The following is a 15427-nucleotide window of genomic DNA, read 5'->3' on the forward strand; positions in this document are numbered from 1 at the left end:
AAAGGAAATTTTTACTTCTTAACGATAGGTGGCTTATAACCTTTGCATGAATATATACAACTCATTCCATTACTGAACATAGCACTTAAATTTTTCTGTTTACTTATCTTAAACTTAGGCATTGGGGCTATCGGCTTTGTGCCAAGTTTCTTTATCACAGCAATCAACATCAACACTCTGGGTTTAGTATTAGGCTCCGTACTTACATTTATAGGAGAAATTCTTGGAGCGCTTATCGGGTTTCACCTATACCGTTGGGGTTTCTCTAAAATTCGTTCTAAATGGTTAAATAATTCTTTTTTTAAAGTAATGAAAATTAGCTCTCCTAAAAATATATTTATTCTAATTATTCTTTTTCGACTTCTACCGTTTGTTCCATCCGGGTTAGTTACGGCAGGTGCTTCCATGACAACTATCAGTGGAGGACTCTTTATGATTGCTAGCTCTATAGGTAAAATACCTGCAGTAATCCTTGAGGTTGCAGTAGTCTTTGGTGTTCTCCAAAAAGTATCTATGACTTCTTTGAATATCTCTATTATCTTGTTATTAATTATTATTTCACCTATTTGGATAAAAATTAAAAAGAAGACAACTGATTAAGGTTGGTATAGAGCTTAATAGACTTAATATGAAATCATAGTTTTAATGTTGGGTTTGGAAAAAGGATGAATAATACAGCTACAAATGTTGATTCTAATAGTAAGTTACAACCCCTATTCAAAGGGGCTATTTTTAATACAAGTATAGGGCTTATTTGTAATAAAGATTGATTATTTCGGAAAGCGTATATATAACTAAAGTGCAAGTTAGTTGAATATAAAGCATTTAAATATGTAATGATGGATTTTCTTTTTATTTACTCACTAAATGTTTTTTACTCCACTCGCCCATACTTTGCAGTATAGGGATAAAACTTTGTCCCAAAGGTGTTAACGAGTATTCTACTTTAGGAGGAACTTCTTTATATACTTCTCTGTGAACCATTTGGTCTTCTTCCAATTCTCGCAACTGACGTGTCAGTATTCCTTTTGAAATATTAGGTAACAATCTTTGAAGTTCATTAAATCTTCTTGTCTGTATGCTTAAATACCATAGAATGATGATTTTCCATTTCCCTGCAATTATGTCTTGAGCTTGAGTAACTGGACAAACCTCTATTCCCTCAATTTGTTCCTCTGGAGGATCACCGAACCAACTTCGTGCCATAATAAATGCCTCTCTTTCTTAATGGTACTATTTTTGAGACTATGTTATAAAAAAATGACTACTTTTAAATAAATGTCTAACACTATAATATTAGACTAGGCTTAAAAATCAAATAAAAAGATTGGAGAGATAAATAATGAAATTATTAGTAACAGGAGCAACAGGGAAATTCGGCACTAAGGTTGTAGATAAGTTATTGGAGACTGTACCAGCAAGTCAATTAGCTGTCAGTGTGCGTAAACCAGAGAAAGCAGAAGGATTCCGAGCTCGTGGAGTAGAAGTTCGACATGGAGATTTTGATTATCCAGAAACATTGGATTCTGCTTTTGCAGGAATTGATCGCTTATTAATTATTTCTGCTGATGGAGACAATGAAACGCGAATTCGTCAGCATGGCAACGCAGTCAAAGCTGCTGAGTATGCTGGAGTTAAATTTATCGCTTATACAAGTTTGGCAAATATAAGAGAAAGCAAATTATCCCTTGCTGAAGTTCACCGTTTTACAGAAAAAGTAATTTTGAAAACAGGTATTCCATACACTTTTCTACGGAACAACTGGTACTTGGAAAATGAAATTGCAAGTATTCAAGGTGTACTAGCAGGAGCTCCTTGGGTGACATCTGCCGGAATAGGAAAAGTAGGCTGGGCAACTCAACAAGATTATGCAGAAGTTGCTGCTGCAGTACTTTCTGGCAAAGGACACGAAAATACCATATACGAGCTTTGTGGTAAACCATTGACTCAGGAAGAATTAGCATCAGCTGTTGGTGAAGTATTAGGAAAAGAAGTAATAGTTCAACAAGTGGATGACTCCACTTATGCCGATATTATGACAGGTGCTGGTGTACCAGAATTTGTTATTCCAATTCTTGTTGATATACAAAAAAGCATTAGAGAAGGTTCACTTGATTTAGAGAGTAATGATTTAGAAAAAGTTCTTGGTCGTCCAACTACGCCAATCAAAGAGGCACTTACTCAAATTGTAAATGGAATTACCCAAAATAAATAATTGAACTGAACCGACCTTGTTTGTTCTAAATAGGGTCGGTTTTTTATTACTTTTAAAAAAACTAGGGATATATATAATTACCCTAGTTTTATCAACATTATTGTTTGTTGAACTAAACTGCTTCTTTAGTTTAATAAGAAAAAAGGCTTTACCCCTTCTAGAAGTAAAGCACACGTTAGTTGTATAAGGATGTATTAATAAAGCGTCCATTCATAAATTTTATGCATCTCCTCACCCAAAGTGACCCTTGGATAAGAAAGCCTTGGTTATCAAATATTCAATATCGGAAGGACAACTGTCGTTTTAAAACCGTTATTCTATTTTCATATTAGTTTAAATGGGTGAATTAAAAGTTATCGTAATTGAAACCCTAAGAGAAATGTCGAATGGGCTTCCACACTGTTTATAGAAGCCTTTTTGTGTATTATTACATTATTGGATAATTCAGCTCGTAATTTGGGTAGCAATAGTATGGTGGTCTCGGTCCTATTTTTGGCATGGGCCAGGAATCCTCAATATAGACCATCGTTACTTTTTCATTTGAATGGTTTACTAGCAATAGAAATACTTCTGGATTAAATTCGTATCTCAAAATGTTAACCCCCTTCCATTAGGAATGTGTGGATTCTCCCCCATCAACATGAAGAACTTGACCAGTAACAAAACGAGAATCATCAGAAGCAAGATAGACAAAGGTTGGTGCGAGTTCAAATGGATGGGCAACTCGTTCCATTGGATTAAATGCTCCATATACAGCGACTTGGTCTGACGAGAAACTTGCTGCAATTAGTGGGGTCCAAATTCGGCCGGGGGCGACGGCATTGACTCGGATCCCTTGTTTCACGACATTTTTAGCCAAGGCACGTGTCCAACCAACTATTGCGCCTTTTGTGGCCGTATAATCAATCATTTGCTTCTCACCTACATACGTGACCACTGAAGAAGTGCCAATAATTGAGCTGCCTGGTTTTAAATGAGGAAGCGCTGCTCTTGTTGTGTAAAAATGGGAGTATATATTAACTTTGAAGGTGTCCTCGAATTGCTCGTCTGTAATGTCAAGGAGACTTAGTTGTTGGAATTGGATACCAACGTGATTACAAAGAATATCGAGACGCCCAAACGTACTTACTGTTTGTTCTACAATGGAGATGCACTGTTGTTTGTCTCGCAAGTCACCAGGCATTAGAAAACAACGTTGTCCGAGTTGTTCAATCCTCATTTTTGTTCTATTTGCATCCTCATGTTCATCTAAATATGAAATAGCAACATCTGCGCCTTCTTTAGCAAACGCAATTGCTACTGCTGCACCAATACCACTGTCACCCCCTGTAATAAGTGCTACTTTTCCTGTTAACTTTCCACTCCCTTTATAGTTCGGGTTTTCGATAATTGGAAGGGGTACCATAAGTTTTTCCACTCCGGGATGGCGCAGCTGGCGCTGTTCAGGAAGATTTATCGGAATTTCTTCGTACCGTGTTATTTTGCCATAGTTAGGGTACATGGGATAAGGTTGAGTTTGCATGTTCGCTATAAACATTTGTTGCATTTGCTTTATTTGGTCTAACTGAAGACTTTGATCCTTTTGATCCATGGAATCCTCCCATAAAAGTAATTTTCTACAATAGAATGTTTATGTTGTTCACTACAAATATAGTACCCCCCAAAAAGTCAAACAGAAAAACCGGCAAACCACATAATACGATTTGGCCCTATTGCTGAATAACAAAAATTACGTTTTGTATTTACACAAATGCCTTAATTGTTTTTGAAATCCCTAACTGATTTCAGCAAACTTTCTTACTCTCTTTCTCCAAGCTCTTTAAGAAGTAAGCTAATCTCACCATTCCGCTACTTAGTGAAGGGAGGGCTCATAGTTAAAAAGCAATTGACTCCATGTGCTCGCTTTCCGCCGGCGAGCCGGGAGCCTCCTCGGCGCTGCATCTGGAGTAAATCTTCCCAATACCTCTGTTGACATACACATTCAATCCCTTCTTTCTTGTCTATCCTCGAAATTTCTATAAAATGTCCAAAGGCATTTTTCTAGTCGGTTGCGGAAATACTTCATCAAGTCTATTTAAATCCTCTTTTGTTAATTCAATAATAGCGGCTTCCGCATTTGCTAGTACATGTTCTTTCTGAACAGCTTTTGGAATAGCTAGACAATTGTTAGAACGGATTGTCCAAGCGAGAGCGATTTGTAAGGGTTGTACAGCGTATTTTTCTGCAATCTCTAAAATGGTTGGATCCGTTAACAGTTGTCTTCTTAAAGAACCCCCTTGAGCTAGCGGGCTATATGCCATAATAGGCATGTGATGTTCTCGCTGCCATGGTAAGAGATTATACTCTATACCCCTTGAACCAAGATGATATAATACTTGATTAATCATACAATTTTTTCCGTTAGTGGTGTTCCATAACTCTTTCATATCATCGGAATCAAAATTGGAGACTCCCCACCTTACTATTTTTCCTTCCTTGCGTAGATTTTCCATTCCTTCAATGGTTTCTGCTAATGGCACACTTCCTCGCCAGTGTAAAAGGTATAAATCAAGAAGATCGGTTCCCAGCCTTTTTAGACTGTTTTCACACGCTTTGGCAATCATATCTAATCCTGCATGATGAGGATACACCTTTGATACTAAAAAGACGTCATCTCTTCGTCCTTTAATTGCTTCACCTACTAAGCGTTCAGAATCGCCATTACCATACATTTCCGCCGTATCTATTAGTTTCATGCCTAATTCTATTCCGAGTTGTAAAGCTTTGATTTCCCGTTCTCTCATTTGAGGATTTTCTCCCATGTACCAAGTTCCTTGTCCTATTCTTGGCATAGAAGTTCCATCAGGCAATGTAACTACACGACTTTCAAGGGATTTTTTTATTTTTGTTAATTTATTTTCGTCCTGTACACTCATTAAAAATCAACACTTCCTTTTGTATCTTTTTATGTACCTAATAACAAAAAAGGCGGCAATACTCTTTTGCAGTATTGCCACCAGTAAATTACTTAATACTTAACTTATTTCTATTTTAGTTAGAACCCCTGCTTGGCAGGGTGATAAGCTTCCGTTCAACATCCATTTTGGCCATTATACAAAGTGGGCTCCACCATCAATAAGAACAGCCGTACCAGTAGTAAAACCATTTTTAGCAAGGTATACATAGGTTTCAGCTATGTCTTCCGGCTTTGCAATCCGTCCAACAGGGAGCTGTTGTGCAATGCCGTTGAACAGTGCTTGCCTCTGATCATCTGGCATTCCTGCATAGATTGGAGTGTCTACAATTCCAGGTGAAACCACGTTTACCCTAATAGGGGCAAGGTCTACGGAAAGTCCTCGAACCAATCCTTCAATGGCTGAATTGATTGCCGCTAACGTAGTAGCGCCTTGAGGAGGACGAACGCCATATACACCAGAGGTTAAGGTGATTGAGCTCTCATTGTTTAAATATGGAAGTGCTGAACGGACGGTAATATATTGCCCCCAGAACTTACTATCAAACGCCTCTTTAGCACTTGCCACAGGCAATTCGCTAAAGTGCCCCATTGCGCCTTCTCCTGCTGTTACCACAAGGTGGTCAAATTTTCCAACCTTGCTGAAAAATTCTGCTACTTTTTCTTCGCTTCGAAAATCGATTTCATTTCCTTCTACATTACCACCAAGAACTTGTTTTGCCTCATTTAATTTGGAAACAGAACGGCTGGCAATGATCACTTGAGCTGATTGATCGAGAAACGCTTTGGCAGTTGCTAAACCAATACCAGAAGTACCCCCTAAAACAACTACTCTTTTACCATTTAATGACATAATAAAACCCCTTTCTTATTAAAACCTTTTTTGTATTGAAATTCATTGTGAAATATTAATTTCTAAAACGATACTATTGAGTACGTACGCTATTATTCAGCTAATAATTTTAAGGATTCACGATTAAAGGCAGGAATGTCATCCGGAAAACGGCTTGCTACAATATTATTGCTTACCACAACTTCTTCATCTTTGTAGTTAGCACCTGCATTTTTGAGATCATTCCTTATTGATTTGAAACCTGTTATATCGACGCCTTTTAATAGGTCTGTATCAATTAATACTTGTGGGCCATGGCAAATGGCAAAAACAGGTTTACCTTCTTGTATAAATGCTTTTGCGAATTCACCAAAACGGTCGTCTTCACGTAATAAATCGGGAGAGAAGCCGCCAGGGATGAGTAGAGCATCAAAGTCTTGAGGATTAACTTCCCCAATTCCTTTATCTATTTTTACTGCTTCACCTTTTTTACCAGTAATATCTTTTCCAGCCTGTATGTCGATTGTGATCACTTGATGACCAGCATCTTTAAATGCTTGTGCTGGTTCTGTGAATTCTACATCTTCAAATAAGTCTGTTATTAGTGTAGCGATTTTTTTGCTCATTATGATAAGCCCCCTTATAATTGTAAAAGCATCGTTGGGTTTCATCCATATTCAATTCCCTAGAAAAATCAAAAAGGTTTCCTTGCTGATGTCCTCCTTTTTACCTTTCGCTTTTTGTAATTTCTGCCAGAAGCTCGTATGAATGCAGGCGAGCTTTGTGGTCGTAAACTTGGGCAATGGCCATGATTTCATCTGCCTGGCTCTCCTCCAAAAATGTATGCAGCTTGTCCTTTACCGTCTGCTGGCTGCCAACAATCGATGAGCCTAATTGCTGCTCAAGAGCCTTTAATTGGTAGCTGCTGGCCACTTCGGATATGTCATCTACCGGTGGTTGAAGCGGTGTAAGGTTGCCACTCATCAGATTCAAAAATTGCTGCTGTATTGTTGTAAAAAGGCGCTTTGCCTCTTTATCCGTTTCTGCTGTAATGATATTCAATGCCACCATCGCATACGGCTTATCGAGAACATTCGAAGGCTTAAACACCTTGCGATAGATCTGTAGAGCACCCAGAGTGTTAAGTGGCGAGAAATGGGCGGCAAACGCGAATGGCAAACCAAGTTCTCCAGCCAGCTGAGCACTGAAGCCGCTTGAACCCAGCAGCCAGACTGGAATATTCAAACCTTCACCTGGAATCGCTTTTATAGGGTTCCCTTGTGCCAGAGATGGATCAAAGTAACCGCTGAGTTCCGCTAATTGCTCAGGAAAGTCATCTCCGGTACTTCCCAAGTCGCGTCTCAATGCACGAGCGGTCACCTGATCTGTACCGGGTGCCCGCCCCAGACCAAGGTCAATTCGCCCAGGATATAATGATTCAAGAGTGCCAAATTGCTCAGCGATGACGAGCGGTGCATGATTCGGCAGCATGATTCCTCCTGAACCAATCCTGATTTTTGATGTACCGGCTGCCACATGGGACATCACCACAGAAGTGGCGGAACTGGCGATAAACGGCATATTATGATGTTCTGCGAGCCAAAAACGGTTGTAACCAAGTTTTTCAGCAAGCTGTGCGAGTTCCAATGTATGGCGGAAAGAGTCAGCAGGAGTACTTCCGGCTGTTATCGGTGAAAGATCAAGCACCGAGAATGGAATTTCGTTTAGTTTATTTGCATGTTTAGACATAAGTTCATCTTCTTCCCCTATCTAATTTTTTTTTAAAAACTAATCTAATACTGGAATTTCATGAGTCGGAAAGTAAGGCAACACAAACTCTCCAAGCTCCTGGATGACTTCCTCGGGAGGGCGCTTTGAAAAATACAATACAAATGCCAGGTGATTGACACCAATGGATTGAAATTGATATAGAATTTCTAATAACTGTTTACTCCCTACACGAAATCCTAACGGAATCGGAACAGGAAACAAATCGGGATTTTCCGATAAATCGATAAATAATGTCTGAGTGAAAGGTTTAAACACTCCTGGGGCGTGAATTTCCGACAACTCGCGATACTCGTTAATCAATTGAGTTTGTTGTGGGATAATCCTCGGGTACTGGATCCAGCCGTCCCCATTCTGGGCGATCCATTCAATCGATTGATTGCTGAATCCTGTCACCATGGTTGGAATCGAAGAAAAAGGTTTGGGGATCATTCTCATATCCGTTCCATCGATGATGCCTAAATCACTGTTGATTGTCGGATTGTCCTCCTTTAACAGCCGTTCAAGGAATGCATAATTCTTTTTAAACAGCCCTCCACTTTCCAGCTTGGATATTCCCAAAGCTGTGAAATCTTTATCCCGGTCTCCTGAAGCCACTCCCATGATCAGGCGTTCGGGAAACAACCGGTCAATAGATGATGCTTCCTTTGCCACCCGGACAGGATGGCGCAGCGGGAGGACCACACTCGCCGTCCCAAGTGCAATATCCTTGGTATGGGCCGCAAGATAGGTCAAATAAATCCATACATCATACATTTGACCATTATCATCAATATTCAAATTCTGAATCGTAACGTCCCGAAGCCATAATGCCGCGAAACCATGGTCTTCAATTTTGCGAGCAAGCGACAGCTGATTTTCCATATTCGGATATTTGGACATCCTTGCCGTCGGAATCGCGAAACCAAGCGTCATTTTATCCTGTTGGTACAACCTGTTATATGCTCGATGCTGTAATAAACTCACTTCAATTCTCCTTAAATTTTTGAACCAATGTATTTTTCGAACTTTTTAATCGTCTCCTCATTACAGCGATAATACGTCCATTGTCCGATTCGCTTCATTTCAACCCGTACGCTTTGCAGCAGAATCGATAAATACTATGAAGTAGTGGATTGCGAAATCCCAGCCTTGCTTCGGATATCCCCTACGCAAACCCCGCCTTCAAATCTTCATCAGCAATAATATGGGCTTGCGGTGAAAAATGACTGTCGGGATCTTTTAACATTTGAAGAATGCTCACCCTCGTCTGGTTCGACAATGCCTTAAAAATTTCAACGGCTTGTTCATCATTTAAGCGTTCCAATTCCTGCTTGAATGTCATTTGCCTCTTTCTATATCGACTATCACTATCTCACTGTAAGCTGGATAGATGGTCTGAAAGCATCACGTCAAATCGGTAATTCGCGATATTTATATATTAGCCATCTGGTCTGTCAAAATCAAAAGATTTGTTTCGAAGGAGATACGGCGAAAAGCTCCCATCTTAAAAAAGACAACTAAAAAACCTGCATATAACAGGTTTTTTCGACGGTTCCGCCACTCCATCTTTGAACTTATTCCATTATTTTTAGCTTATACACTTCTCTAGTTGAAACAAGGTCTGCAATATTGTTCCTGTATTCCTGATAATGAGCAGACTGAATATGGTGTTCCAGCGCTTCCCCATCCTCCCACACTTCATATAAAACAAAAGTTTGGTCTTCAGATTGGTGCAAGTCATACTTTATACAACCCGCCTCTTCCCTTGATGCCGCTTGTACCTTTTTGAGATCTGATAATAGTTGCCCCTGCAGGCCTTCTTTTGGTTTTAATACAGCAGTAATTACAATATGCTCCATTTTCATCCCCCTTAATAACGAGTAGTTTGTCTTTCTTTTAAAAGTTGGTGGCAGTGGAGTTAATGTCCCTCCCAGCATCGTGTAAAAAATATACCCTTTTTAATCTCTTATCCGCTTTTGTTATGTAAGCTTTTAACTGTTACTCTTTACTTTTTTAGTTAGAGTACTTAGAATTTCACATGTTTTTGTAAAATATGCATACTTCATATCACTATAAAAATTAATTTTACTTACGCCTAGTTGAATCGATTCACCAGTTGAATTCCTTCCGATACGTAAACTTCCACAATCGGTATAACAAACCACATTAAATCTGTTCGTTAAAAGCTCCAGGCTGCTTTTCATATTCTAGCCCAACTTGTGAACTGGGTCAGTACATGTGTAAGTTTGTGCCCAATCACATCTAGTGAGTTTGTAAAACCCAACAAAAATAGTTCGCTGATTAATATATGATATTAATGATCACTGGTCATGACTCATGCTTCATAAATTGGATCTCCGTGAACTGATATTCTGCCTTTTGCTCATAATATTCCTTTAAAGGGACACTCTATAATCAAAATAAACTTCTATAGGTTGGAGGCAGTCAGAATGAAGGTTTTATCAATGATTCAGCCGTGGGCAAGCCTTTTTGTCCTTAGAGAGGCAACATATGAAACAAGGTCATGGAGAACGAATTATCGGGGGCCACTTGCCATTCACACAAGTAAAAAAATAGATAAATACGTCTCTAACCATATAGCCATAATGTCGTTGCTTGGTAAGCATGGATACACACCAGAGAATCTTCCAACTGGCCAGATTATTGCTGTATGCAAACTTGTAGATTGTTTGAAGGTAACTGAAAACAATGGGACATGGGCCATTCTTGAGGATGGCCGAATCGTATCAGGGAATGACTATTTTATGGGTACCTTTATAGTGGGAGGTTATGCTTGGGTAGTTGAGGATATGGAGATGCTGGATGAATTTATTCCAGCAAAGGGAAAGCTAGGATTATGGGAGCATGTTTTAATTTTATAGGAAATTATACATTAATTTCAAATACAGGGGTTTTATTCCAAATATTTACCTCTACAGAAATTTGTATAGAACTGATCTTGAAAAGCGCCTTATGAAATGCGCCTGATTACGGAGATCAAGATAATGATTATTCAACAATATGGCCCTATTGCTAAAAAAGGCACAATTCCTTTTCAAGAATTGCGCCATATTGTGAAACATTATTTCGAATAGTCCTACTTAAAACAAAGCCATCGTTAAATAATAAAATAGCCGATCTTATGAAATCTATATTAAAGAAATTTTAATTTTGTTATAAGTACATCATCTCTGTTTTTTGAAAGCTTCATCCATATTGGCAGCCTACTTTCAGCACTCAGATAATATAATCCAGAAGGTCTTACACGTTCTTTTATATAATTTTCAACCCCGAAAAGATGTTCGTAATTAAAGAACCAAAGTTTTTGCCCACAGCATTGGGTTTGAAGATACAACGGCAAACCGAAGTACCAATCTACTCCTTGTTTCACATTATATAATTGGTGACTAATAGCCCAAAGATTATTCCATTTTCTTTTGGGGTGAATATCTTTCGTGTATCCACATTTGACACATAACAACCGTTTCGATTCATGCCCCAAATATCTAGGTTCATTTTCACCTATTGCTCTATTTGGAGTATAAATTCTCGCACAACTGTTACACCTAGGACACTGAACAAGAAACAAGTCAGAATAGTCTAATAACCTTCCACCTACACCATCTAACATTAGAAATTCTCACCTACAATCAATATTCGTTATCTTAATTGTAATTCATTTTCTTATGTTAAAATACTTACAATCACACAATACCACCTAAATTATTCTCCAGATTTATTTGAGGTGTTACTCAACAATCTGGCCCGATTGTGGAATAAGACATAAAGACGATTCTTAAACTAACCTGCCCGTTAGTTTAAGTGAACACTTTCACAATCTTAAATTTATTTTAACACAAATATCCAGTTCAAAATTTTATTGGGAAACCTGTTCTCCAAAAACATTAAGGATTAATCAACCTTTTCTTTTAACAGGGTCTAATTTACTAACTCCAACATATTTAATCCGTTGAATTTATATATAAAATTCTGTGTCCCTTGGATGTTTTTATAAGTCAATTTAATATATGGATCGTTCCATTCCGTATGAATTTCGCCGGTATATTCATTTTTTGAAATAGCTTTGGTCAGATTTGTTACACTTAAACTACCTCCATTGCTTTTAAACAAAATGACATCTTTATCATTCGACACTATCTCTACTAATCCATCACCATTTAAGTCCTTATACATTGGAGATGACCATAAACTAAGTGTTTGATATCTATCAAGATTTTCATCAAGTAAGATTAATGTAAAATCTTCAATTCGATCAATCAGACCAATTATTTTTAATTTTTCACCAAGCTGTTCATTAACTTTCTGTATGGTAATATTCCCCCCCTCCAGTGAAGTAAGAATATTCAAATCAAAGATCTCATTGCTATCTTTTAAATAGGTCAACATATTCCCATTTTTTCGAACTATTTGTACTTCTAGTCCTTCTCCTAACAACTCAGTATGCAAAATATCTATGAATTCAGCTGAAGTCGAAACCTCTGGTATGAAAACATCGGTTTCTTTATATTCCAGTGATATTGACTTAGGAGCAATAAAAGGTTCGTATTCCTGCCACTTTTCTTCCAGATTTTCATAAACAACAGCTGAGGGCACATCCGTTAAATTAGTTAAATTGACTGAGTGCTTATACTCGACGGGACTATTTCCAATTTCTCGATGGACCAAATCAATACGAAAGCCTGGTTCAGCTTGACTTGGAATAATTGCATCCACTCGAATAGATTCAAAATCAACATTACTGTATCGAGATATTAATGTTTTTAAATCCTCTTCGCTTTCATTGAAAAAAGAGTATTGCTTTAAGCTTTTGAAATCCTTTTCATAAATGCTACTTAAATAACTCTTTAATACGTTTGCTACGTAATCATTGTCAATATCATCATTCACTATGGTATATATGCTATCTAAATTTCCGGTTGGGTCTACAGTTTCTACTATAGATTTTTGAATAGAAGATTGATAAAGAAGATAACTAAAAGCAAATATACAAAGGATTGCCGCTAACGGAAGGAATCTGCTACCTCTTTTACGTTTAGAAGATTTCTTATAGTGCTTACTCTTTCCCTTTACCATTTTTCTTATTAACTCTTCACTTAACCACTGTTCTTCACTGATTAATGTATCAATAGATTTTTTAATTGGAGAATTTTTCATGAAAATAGTCCTCCTCTCCATGGAAATAGTCCCTCAGTAAACCTTTTCCTCTCCTAAGTCTCGTCTTTACTGTATTAGGAGGACATTGTAGTAAGGCCGCAATTTCTTCAATCTGAAATTCCTTATAATAATATAAGACGATTACTTCACGGTATTTCGTTTTGAGATGAAGCACAGACTCAGCGATGACAAGCTTTTCTTTGTTTTTTAGAACTATTTCCTCTGTTGAACTAGATCCTTTAAAGACCTCATGCAGCATATCTAATACCATTGAATTCTTATATGTCCAGCTACGTACATAATCGTGACATTTGTTAATCGTAATACGATATAAATAAGTGCGGTAAGTAGCATCTCCTCGAAATTCTTTCCTCTTCTCAAATGCTTTAATAAAAACATCCTGCACAATATCCTCAGAGACCGTATGATTTTTTACATAGGTAAAAGCTAAACGTAGTAGCTCCTCTCCATACAACCGAATGAGTTCACCGAACAATCGATCCTCATCCCTCTCTTCCATATTAATCCACCTCCAGAAGTAACAGTTAGACGGAATGATAAAAGGTAAAGTTTCATTTTCCTATCAAACAAATTCAAACACAAAATCCCCTCATTCAAGTATGGTAAAGAACAAATCAATTTGAATAACTCCAGCTATACTGAGCACATTAAACTCTAGGAGGTGACTATACATGTCAAATAAAAGCAAACCAAACTTCAAGAAGAAAGAACCAAATTCAAGAAACGACAATCGCGAAGAATTTGCAGAAGACTTTGATTCAAATCAAACTAAAAGTAAAACTGAAAAACAAAATAACCGAAAGAATCGAAAAAGATAATTAACACATTTGCAAATATTGCACGATTTAAATACTTTAGTGATTTCAATTTTTAGAAGGATTCCAATTAGAACTTTATTCTAATTATTTGTAAATTGCCTTAAAAAGAAGACGCATCCCTTAATGGAATGCGTCTTTATATATGAACCTTAATTATGGTAGGAGCATAAAGAATTTTACCTCTGAACATCATTCTTTCTTATTTATCAGATATCAGGAGTTGCTCGTACAATTTGTGATATTGCTGCGAAGAAGATGACCAGCTATAATCCAGATTCATTGCGCGAACAACCAAGTTGTTCCATTTAATAGGTTGGAAGCTATATAGTGCAACTGCTCGCTCAATTGTATAAAGCATTTCGTGGGCATTATAATTAGCAAAGCTGAATCCATTACCTTCTTCGGTTATTTCATTGTAAGGGTTGACCGTATCCTTCAGTCCTCCTGTTTCACGGACAAGTGGTAAGGTTCCATAGCGAAGTGCTAGCAATTGCCCTATACCACATGGCTCAAACTGGGAGGGCATTAGAAAAAGATCCGAACCGGCATAAATTTGTCGAGCCAAAGCTTCGTCAAAATAAAGGTTAGCAGACACTTTACCGGGATAAATTTCTTCAAAATTTCTGAACGACTCTTCATACTGCTGATCGCCTGTACCTAGTAAAACAAATTGGACATCCAAACCAATGATTTCATGAAAGACATGTAAAATTAAATCTATACCCTTTTGATCAACTAGTCTTGTAACCATTGAAATAATTGGAATATCAGCATTAATTGGAAGCCCGAGTGTTTCTTGTAGATGCTTTTTATTGACAGACTTTCCCTTATAATCGTCGAATGGAAGGAATAGATTTTCATCACTTTTAGGATTATAGGAGTCATTATCAATCCCATTCACGATTCCATGAAGATCAGCACCTCTTTTTCGTAAAAACCCATCTAACCTTTCCCCATAATAAGGAGACTGTATTTCGGATGCATAGGTTGAACTTACGGTGGTCACACAATCAGCAAAGGCCAGTCCTCCTTTGAGGTAACTGACATCCCCATAGAACTCTAAGGCATCCATGTGAAAATAATGCTCACTTAAATCCAACAAATCAGAAAGCACGGCTTTAGGATATACGCCTTGGTAGCGTAAATTATGAATTGTAAACATTGTTTTGATACCCTGATAATACGCATTATTTTCATAATTCGCCTTCAAATGAACAGGTATCAATCCTGTTTGCCAATCATGACAATGTATAATATCAGGCCGCTGCTCTAAATAAGGTAAAGCCTCTAGAACAGCTCGAGAAAAGAAAGCGAAACGTTCACCATCATCCCAAAAGCCATAACTGCCATGCCTTTTAAAATAATATTCGTTATCAAGAAAGTATACTGTTATCCCCTGGTACAGCAATTTTTCTATACCACAAAATTGACGTCTCCAGCCTACAGGTACTTCAATGCTTTTGATCCATTGCATTTGTTCTTTAAAATGTAATGGAAGATCGCCATATTTCGGTAATATCACGCTAACGTTTGCTCCCTTTTCATGTAAAGCTTGAGGCAAGGCACCTATAACATCACCTAGTCCCCCAGTCTTTATAAATGGGGCGCACTCTGAGGCTGCAAATAAAACATTCATGCTGGTG

The 15427-nt window shown here is 37.7% G+C and carries 17 protein-coding genes and 1 pseudogene; 4 read left to right on the forward strand and 14 right to left on the reverse strand.

Annotated features, from left to right (window positions below):
* Nucleotides 1–42: 42 nt before the first annotated feature.
* Nucleotides 43–600: a TVP38/TMEM64 family protein gene (locus ACIQX2_RS00165; RefSeq protein ID WP_402845768.1), complete on the forward strand. Its 558-nt coding sequence runs from the start codon at nucleotides 43–45 to the stop codon at nucleotides 598–600.
* 252 nt (nucleotides 601–852) lie between these two features.
* Here the strand turns inward: ACIQX2_RS00165 and ACIQX2_RS00170 are convergent, their stop codons facing one another.
* Nucleotides 853–1206: a winged helix-turn-helix transcriptional regulator gene (locus tag ACIQX2_RS00170; protein WP_402845770.1), complete on the reverse strand. Its 354-nt coding sequence runs from the start codon at nucleotides 1204–1206 to the stop codon at nucleotides 853–855.
* A gap of 136 nt (nucleotides 1207–1342) precedes the next feature.
* Between ACIQX2_RS00170 and ACIQX2_RS00175 the strand changes: the two genes are divergently transcribed.
* The gene (locus ACIQX2_RS00175; RefSeq protein ID WP_402845772.1) at nucleotides 1343–2215 is read left to right on the forward strand and encodes an SDR family oxidoreductase; all 873 of its coding nucleotides are present in this window, start codon (nucleotides 1343–1345) and stop codon (nucleotides 2213–2215) included.
* 427 nt (nucleotides 2216–2642) lie between these two features.
* Here ACIQX2_RS00175 and ACIQX2_RS00180 read toward each other — a convergent pair whose 3' ends face one another.
* From ACIQX2_RS00180 to ACIQX2_RS00220, 9 genes and pseudogenes are all read right to left on the reverse strand, one after another.
* Nucleotides 2643–2807 carry a hypothetical protein gene (locus ACIQX2_RS00180; protein WP_402845775.1) on the reverse strand — a complete coding sequence of 55 codons (165 nt, stop codon included), beginning with the start codon at nucleotides 2805–2807 and terminating at the stop codon, nucleotides 2643–2645.
* A gap of 18 nt (nucleotides 2808–2825) precedes the next feature.
* The gene (locus ACIQX2_RS00185; RefSeq protein ID WP_402845776.1) at nucleotides 2826–3806 is read right to left on the reverse strand and encodes an SDR family oxidoreductase; all 981 of its coding nucleotides are present in this window, start codon (nucleotides 3804–3806) and stop codon (nucleotides 2826–2828) included.
* A gap of 424 nt (nucleotides 3807–4230) precedes the next feature.
* Nucleotides 4231–5130 (reverse strand): aldo/keto reductase, encoded by a 900-nt coding sequence (locus ACIQX2_RS00190; RefSeq protein ID WP_402845778.1) that lies wholly within the window; start codon nucleotides 5128–5130, stop codon nucleotides 4231–4233.
* Nucleotides 5131–5304: 174 nt separating this feature from the next.
* Nucleotides 5305–6021, reverse strand: a complete 717-nt coding sequence (locus ACIQX2_RS00195; protein ID WP_402845779.1) for an SDR family oxidoreductase — start codon at nucleotides 6019–6021, stop codon at nucleotides 5305–5307.
* A 92-nt stretch (nucleotides 6022–6113) separates the two neighbouring features.
* Entirely contained in the window at nucleotides 6114–6626 is a 513-nt protein-coding gene (locus ACIQX2_RS00200; RefSeq protein ID WP_402845780.1) for a type 1 glutamine amidotransferase domain-containing protein, read from the reverse strand.
* 100 nt (nucleotides 6627–6726) lie between these two features.
* Entirely contained in the window at nucleotides 6727–7749 is a 1023-nt protein-coding gene (locus ACIQX2_RS00205) for an LLM class flavin-dependent oxidoreductase (RefSeq protein ID WP_402845782.1), read from the reverse strand.
* A 39-nt stretch (nucleotides 7750–7788) separates the two neighbouring features.
* On the reverse strand, nucleotides 7789–8754 hold the full coding sequence (locus ACIQX2_RS00210) for a TIGR03571 family LLM class oxidoreductase (RefSeq protein ID WP_402845784.1): 966 nt from the start codon (nucleotides 8752–8754) through the stop codon (nucleotides 7789–7791).
* Nucleotides 8755–8765: 11 nt separating this feature from the next.
* A pseudogene (locus tag ACIQX2_RS00215) lies at nucleotides 8766–9112 on the reverse strand (ArsR/SmtB family transcription factor).
* 232 nt (nucleotides 9113–9344) lie between these two features.
* Nucleotides 9345–9629, reverse strand: a complete 285-nt coding sequence (locus ACIQX2_RS00220; protein ID WP_402845786.1) for a putative quinol monooxygenase — start codon at nucleotides 9627–9629, stop codon at nucleotides 9345–9347.
* Between the two features lie 591 nt (nucleotides 9630–10220).
* On the opposite strand from ACIQX2_RS00220, the gene ACIQX2_RS00225 reads away from it, so the two are divergent.
* Nucleotides 10221–10652, forward strand: coding sequence for an ASCH domain-containing protein (locus ACIQX2_RS00225; protein ID WP_402845788.1), 432 nt, complete (start codon nucleotides 10221–10223; stop codon nucleotides 10650–10652).
* 272 nt (nucleotides 10653–10924) lie between these two features.
* On the opposite strand, the gene ACIQX2_RS00230 is transcribed toward ACIQX2_RS00225, so the two are convergent.
* From ACIQX2_RS00230 to ACIQX2_RS00240, 3 genes are all read right to left on the reverse strand, one after another.
* Nucleotides 10925–11401 (reverse strand): hypothetical protein, encoded by a 477-nt coding sequence (locus ACIQX2_RS00230; RefSeq protein ID WP_402845790.1) that lies wholly within the window; start codon nucleotides 11399–11401, stop codon nucleotides 10925–10927.
* A 308-nt stretch (nucleotides 11402–11709) separates the two neighbouring features.
* On the reverse strand, nucleotides 11710–12945 hold the full coding sequence (locus ACIQX2_RS00235) for a hypothetical protein (RefSeq protein ID WP_402845792.1): 1236 nt from the start codon (nucleotides 12943–12945) through the stop codon (nucleotides 11710–11712).
* Nucleotides 12926–13465, reverse strand: coding sequence for a sigma-70 family RNA polymerase sigma factor (locus ACIQX2_RS00240; RefSeq protein WP_402845794.1), 540 nt, complete (start codon nucleotides 13463–13465; stop codon nucleotides 12926–12928). Before ACIQX2_RS00240 ends, ACIQX2_RS00235 begins: the two co-directional genes overlap by 20 nt.
* Nucleotides 13466–13637: 172 nt before the next feature.
* Between ACIQX2_RS00240 and ACIQX2_RS00245 the strand changes: the two genes are divergently transcribed.
* The gene (locus tag ACIQX2_RS00245) at nucleotides 13638–13784 is read left to right on the forward strand and encodes a hypothetical protein (protein ID WP_402845796.1); all 147 of its coding nucleotides are present in this window, start codon (nucleotides 13638–13640) and stop codon (nucleotides 13782–13784) included.
* Nucleotides 13785–13983: 199 nt separating this feature from the next.
* Here ACIQX2_RS00245 and glgA read toward each other — a convergent pair whose 3' ends face one another.
* Nucleotides 13984–15420 (reverse strand): glycogen synthase GlgA, encoded by a 1437-nt coding sequence (gene glgA / locus ACIQX2_RS00250; protein ID WP_402845798.1) that lies wholly within the window; start codon nucleotides 15418–15420, stop codon nucleotides 13984–13986.
* Nucleotides 15421–15427 lie beyond the last annotated feature (7 nt).

The organism is Psychrobacillus sp. NPDC096623 (assembly GCF_044762655.1).
Lineage (GTDB): Bacteria > Bacillota > Bacilli > Bacillales_A > Planococcaceae > Psychrobacillus.

Excerpts from the sequence above, each read along its gene's own strand:
- ACIQX2_RS00170 (WP_402845770.1), bottom strand. The coding sequence starts at position 1,206 with ATGGCACGAAGTTGGTTCGGTGATCCTCCAGAGGAACAAATTGAGGGA.
- ACIQX2_RS00175 (WP_402845772.1), top strand. The coding sequence starts at position 1,343 with ATGAAATTATTAGTAACAGGAGCAACAGGGAAATTCGGCACTAAGGTT.
- ACIQX2_RS00185 (WP_402845776.1), bottom strand. The coding sequence starts at position 3,806 with ATGGATCAAAAGGATCAAAGTCTTCAGTTAGACCAAATAAAGCAAATG.
- ACIQX2_RS00190 (WP_402845778.1), bottom strand. The coding sequence starts at position 5,130 with ATGAGTGTACAGGACGAAAATAAATTAACAAAAATAAAAAAATCCCTT.
- ACIQX2_RS00195 (WP_402845779.1), bottom strand. The coding sequence starts at position 6,021 with ATGTCATTAAATGGTAAAAGAGTAGTTGTTTTAGGGGGTACTTCTGGT.
- ACIQX2_RS00200 (WP_402845780.1), bottom strand. The coding sequence starts at position 6,626 with ATGAGCAAAAAAATCGCTACACTAATAACAGACTTATTTGAAGATGTA.
- ACIQX2_RS00205 (WP_402845782.1), bottom strand. The coding sequence starts at position 7,749 with ATGTCTAAACATGCAAATAAACTAAACGAAATTCCATTCTCGGTGCTT.
- ACIQX2_RS00220 (WP_402845786.1), bottom strand. The coding sequence starts at position 9,629 with ATGGAGCATATTGTAATTACTGCTGTATTAAAACCAAAAGAAGGCCTG.
- ACIQX2_RS00225 (WP_402845788.1), top strand. The coding sequence starts at position 10,221 with ATGAAGGTTTTATCAATGATTCAGCCGTGGGCAAGCCTTTTTGTCCTT.
- ACIQX2_RS00230 (WP_402845790.1), bottom strand. The coding sequence starts at position 11,401 with ATGTTAGATGGTGTAGGTGGAAGGTTATTAGACTATTCTGACTTGTTT.
- ACIQX2_RS00235 (WP_402845792.1), bottom strand. The coding sequence starts at position 12,945 with ATGAAAAATTCTCCAATTAAAAAATCTATTGATACATTAATCAGTGAA.
- ACIQX2_RS00240 (WP_402845794.1), bottom strand. The coding sequence starts at position 13,465 with ATGGAAGAGAGGGATGAGGATCGATTGTTCGGTGAACTCATTCGGTTG.
- ACIQX2_RS00245 (WP_402845796.1), top strand. The coding sequence starts at position 13,638 with ATGTCAAATAAAAGCAAACCAAACTTCAAGAAGAAAGAACCAAATTCA.
- glgA (WP_402845798.1), bottom strand. The coding sequence starts at position 15,420 with ATGAATGTTTTATTTGCAGCCTCAGAGTGCGCCCCATTTATAAAGACT.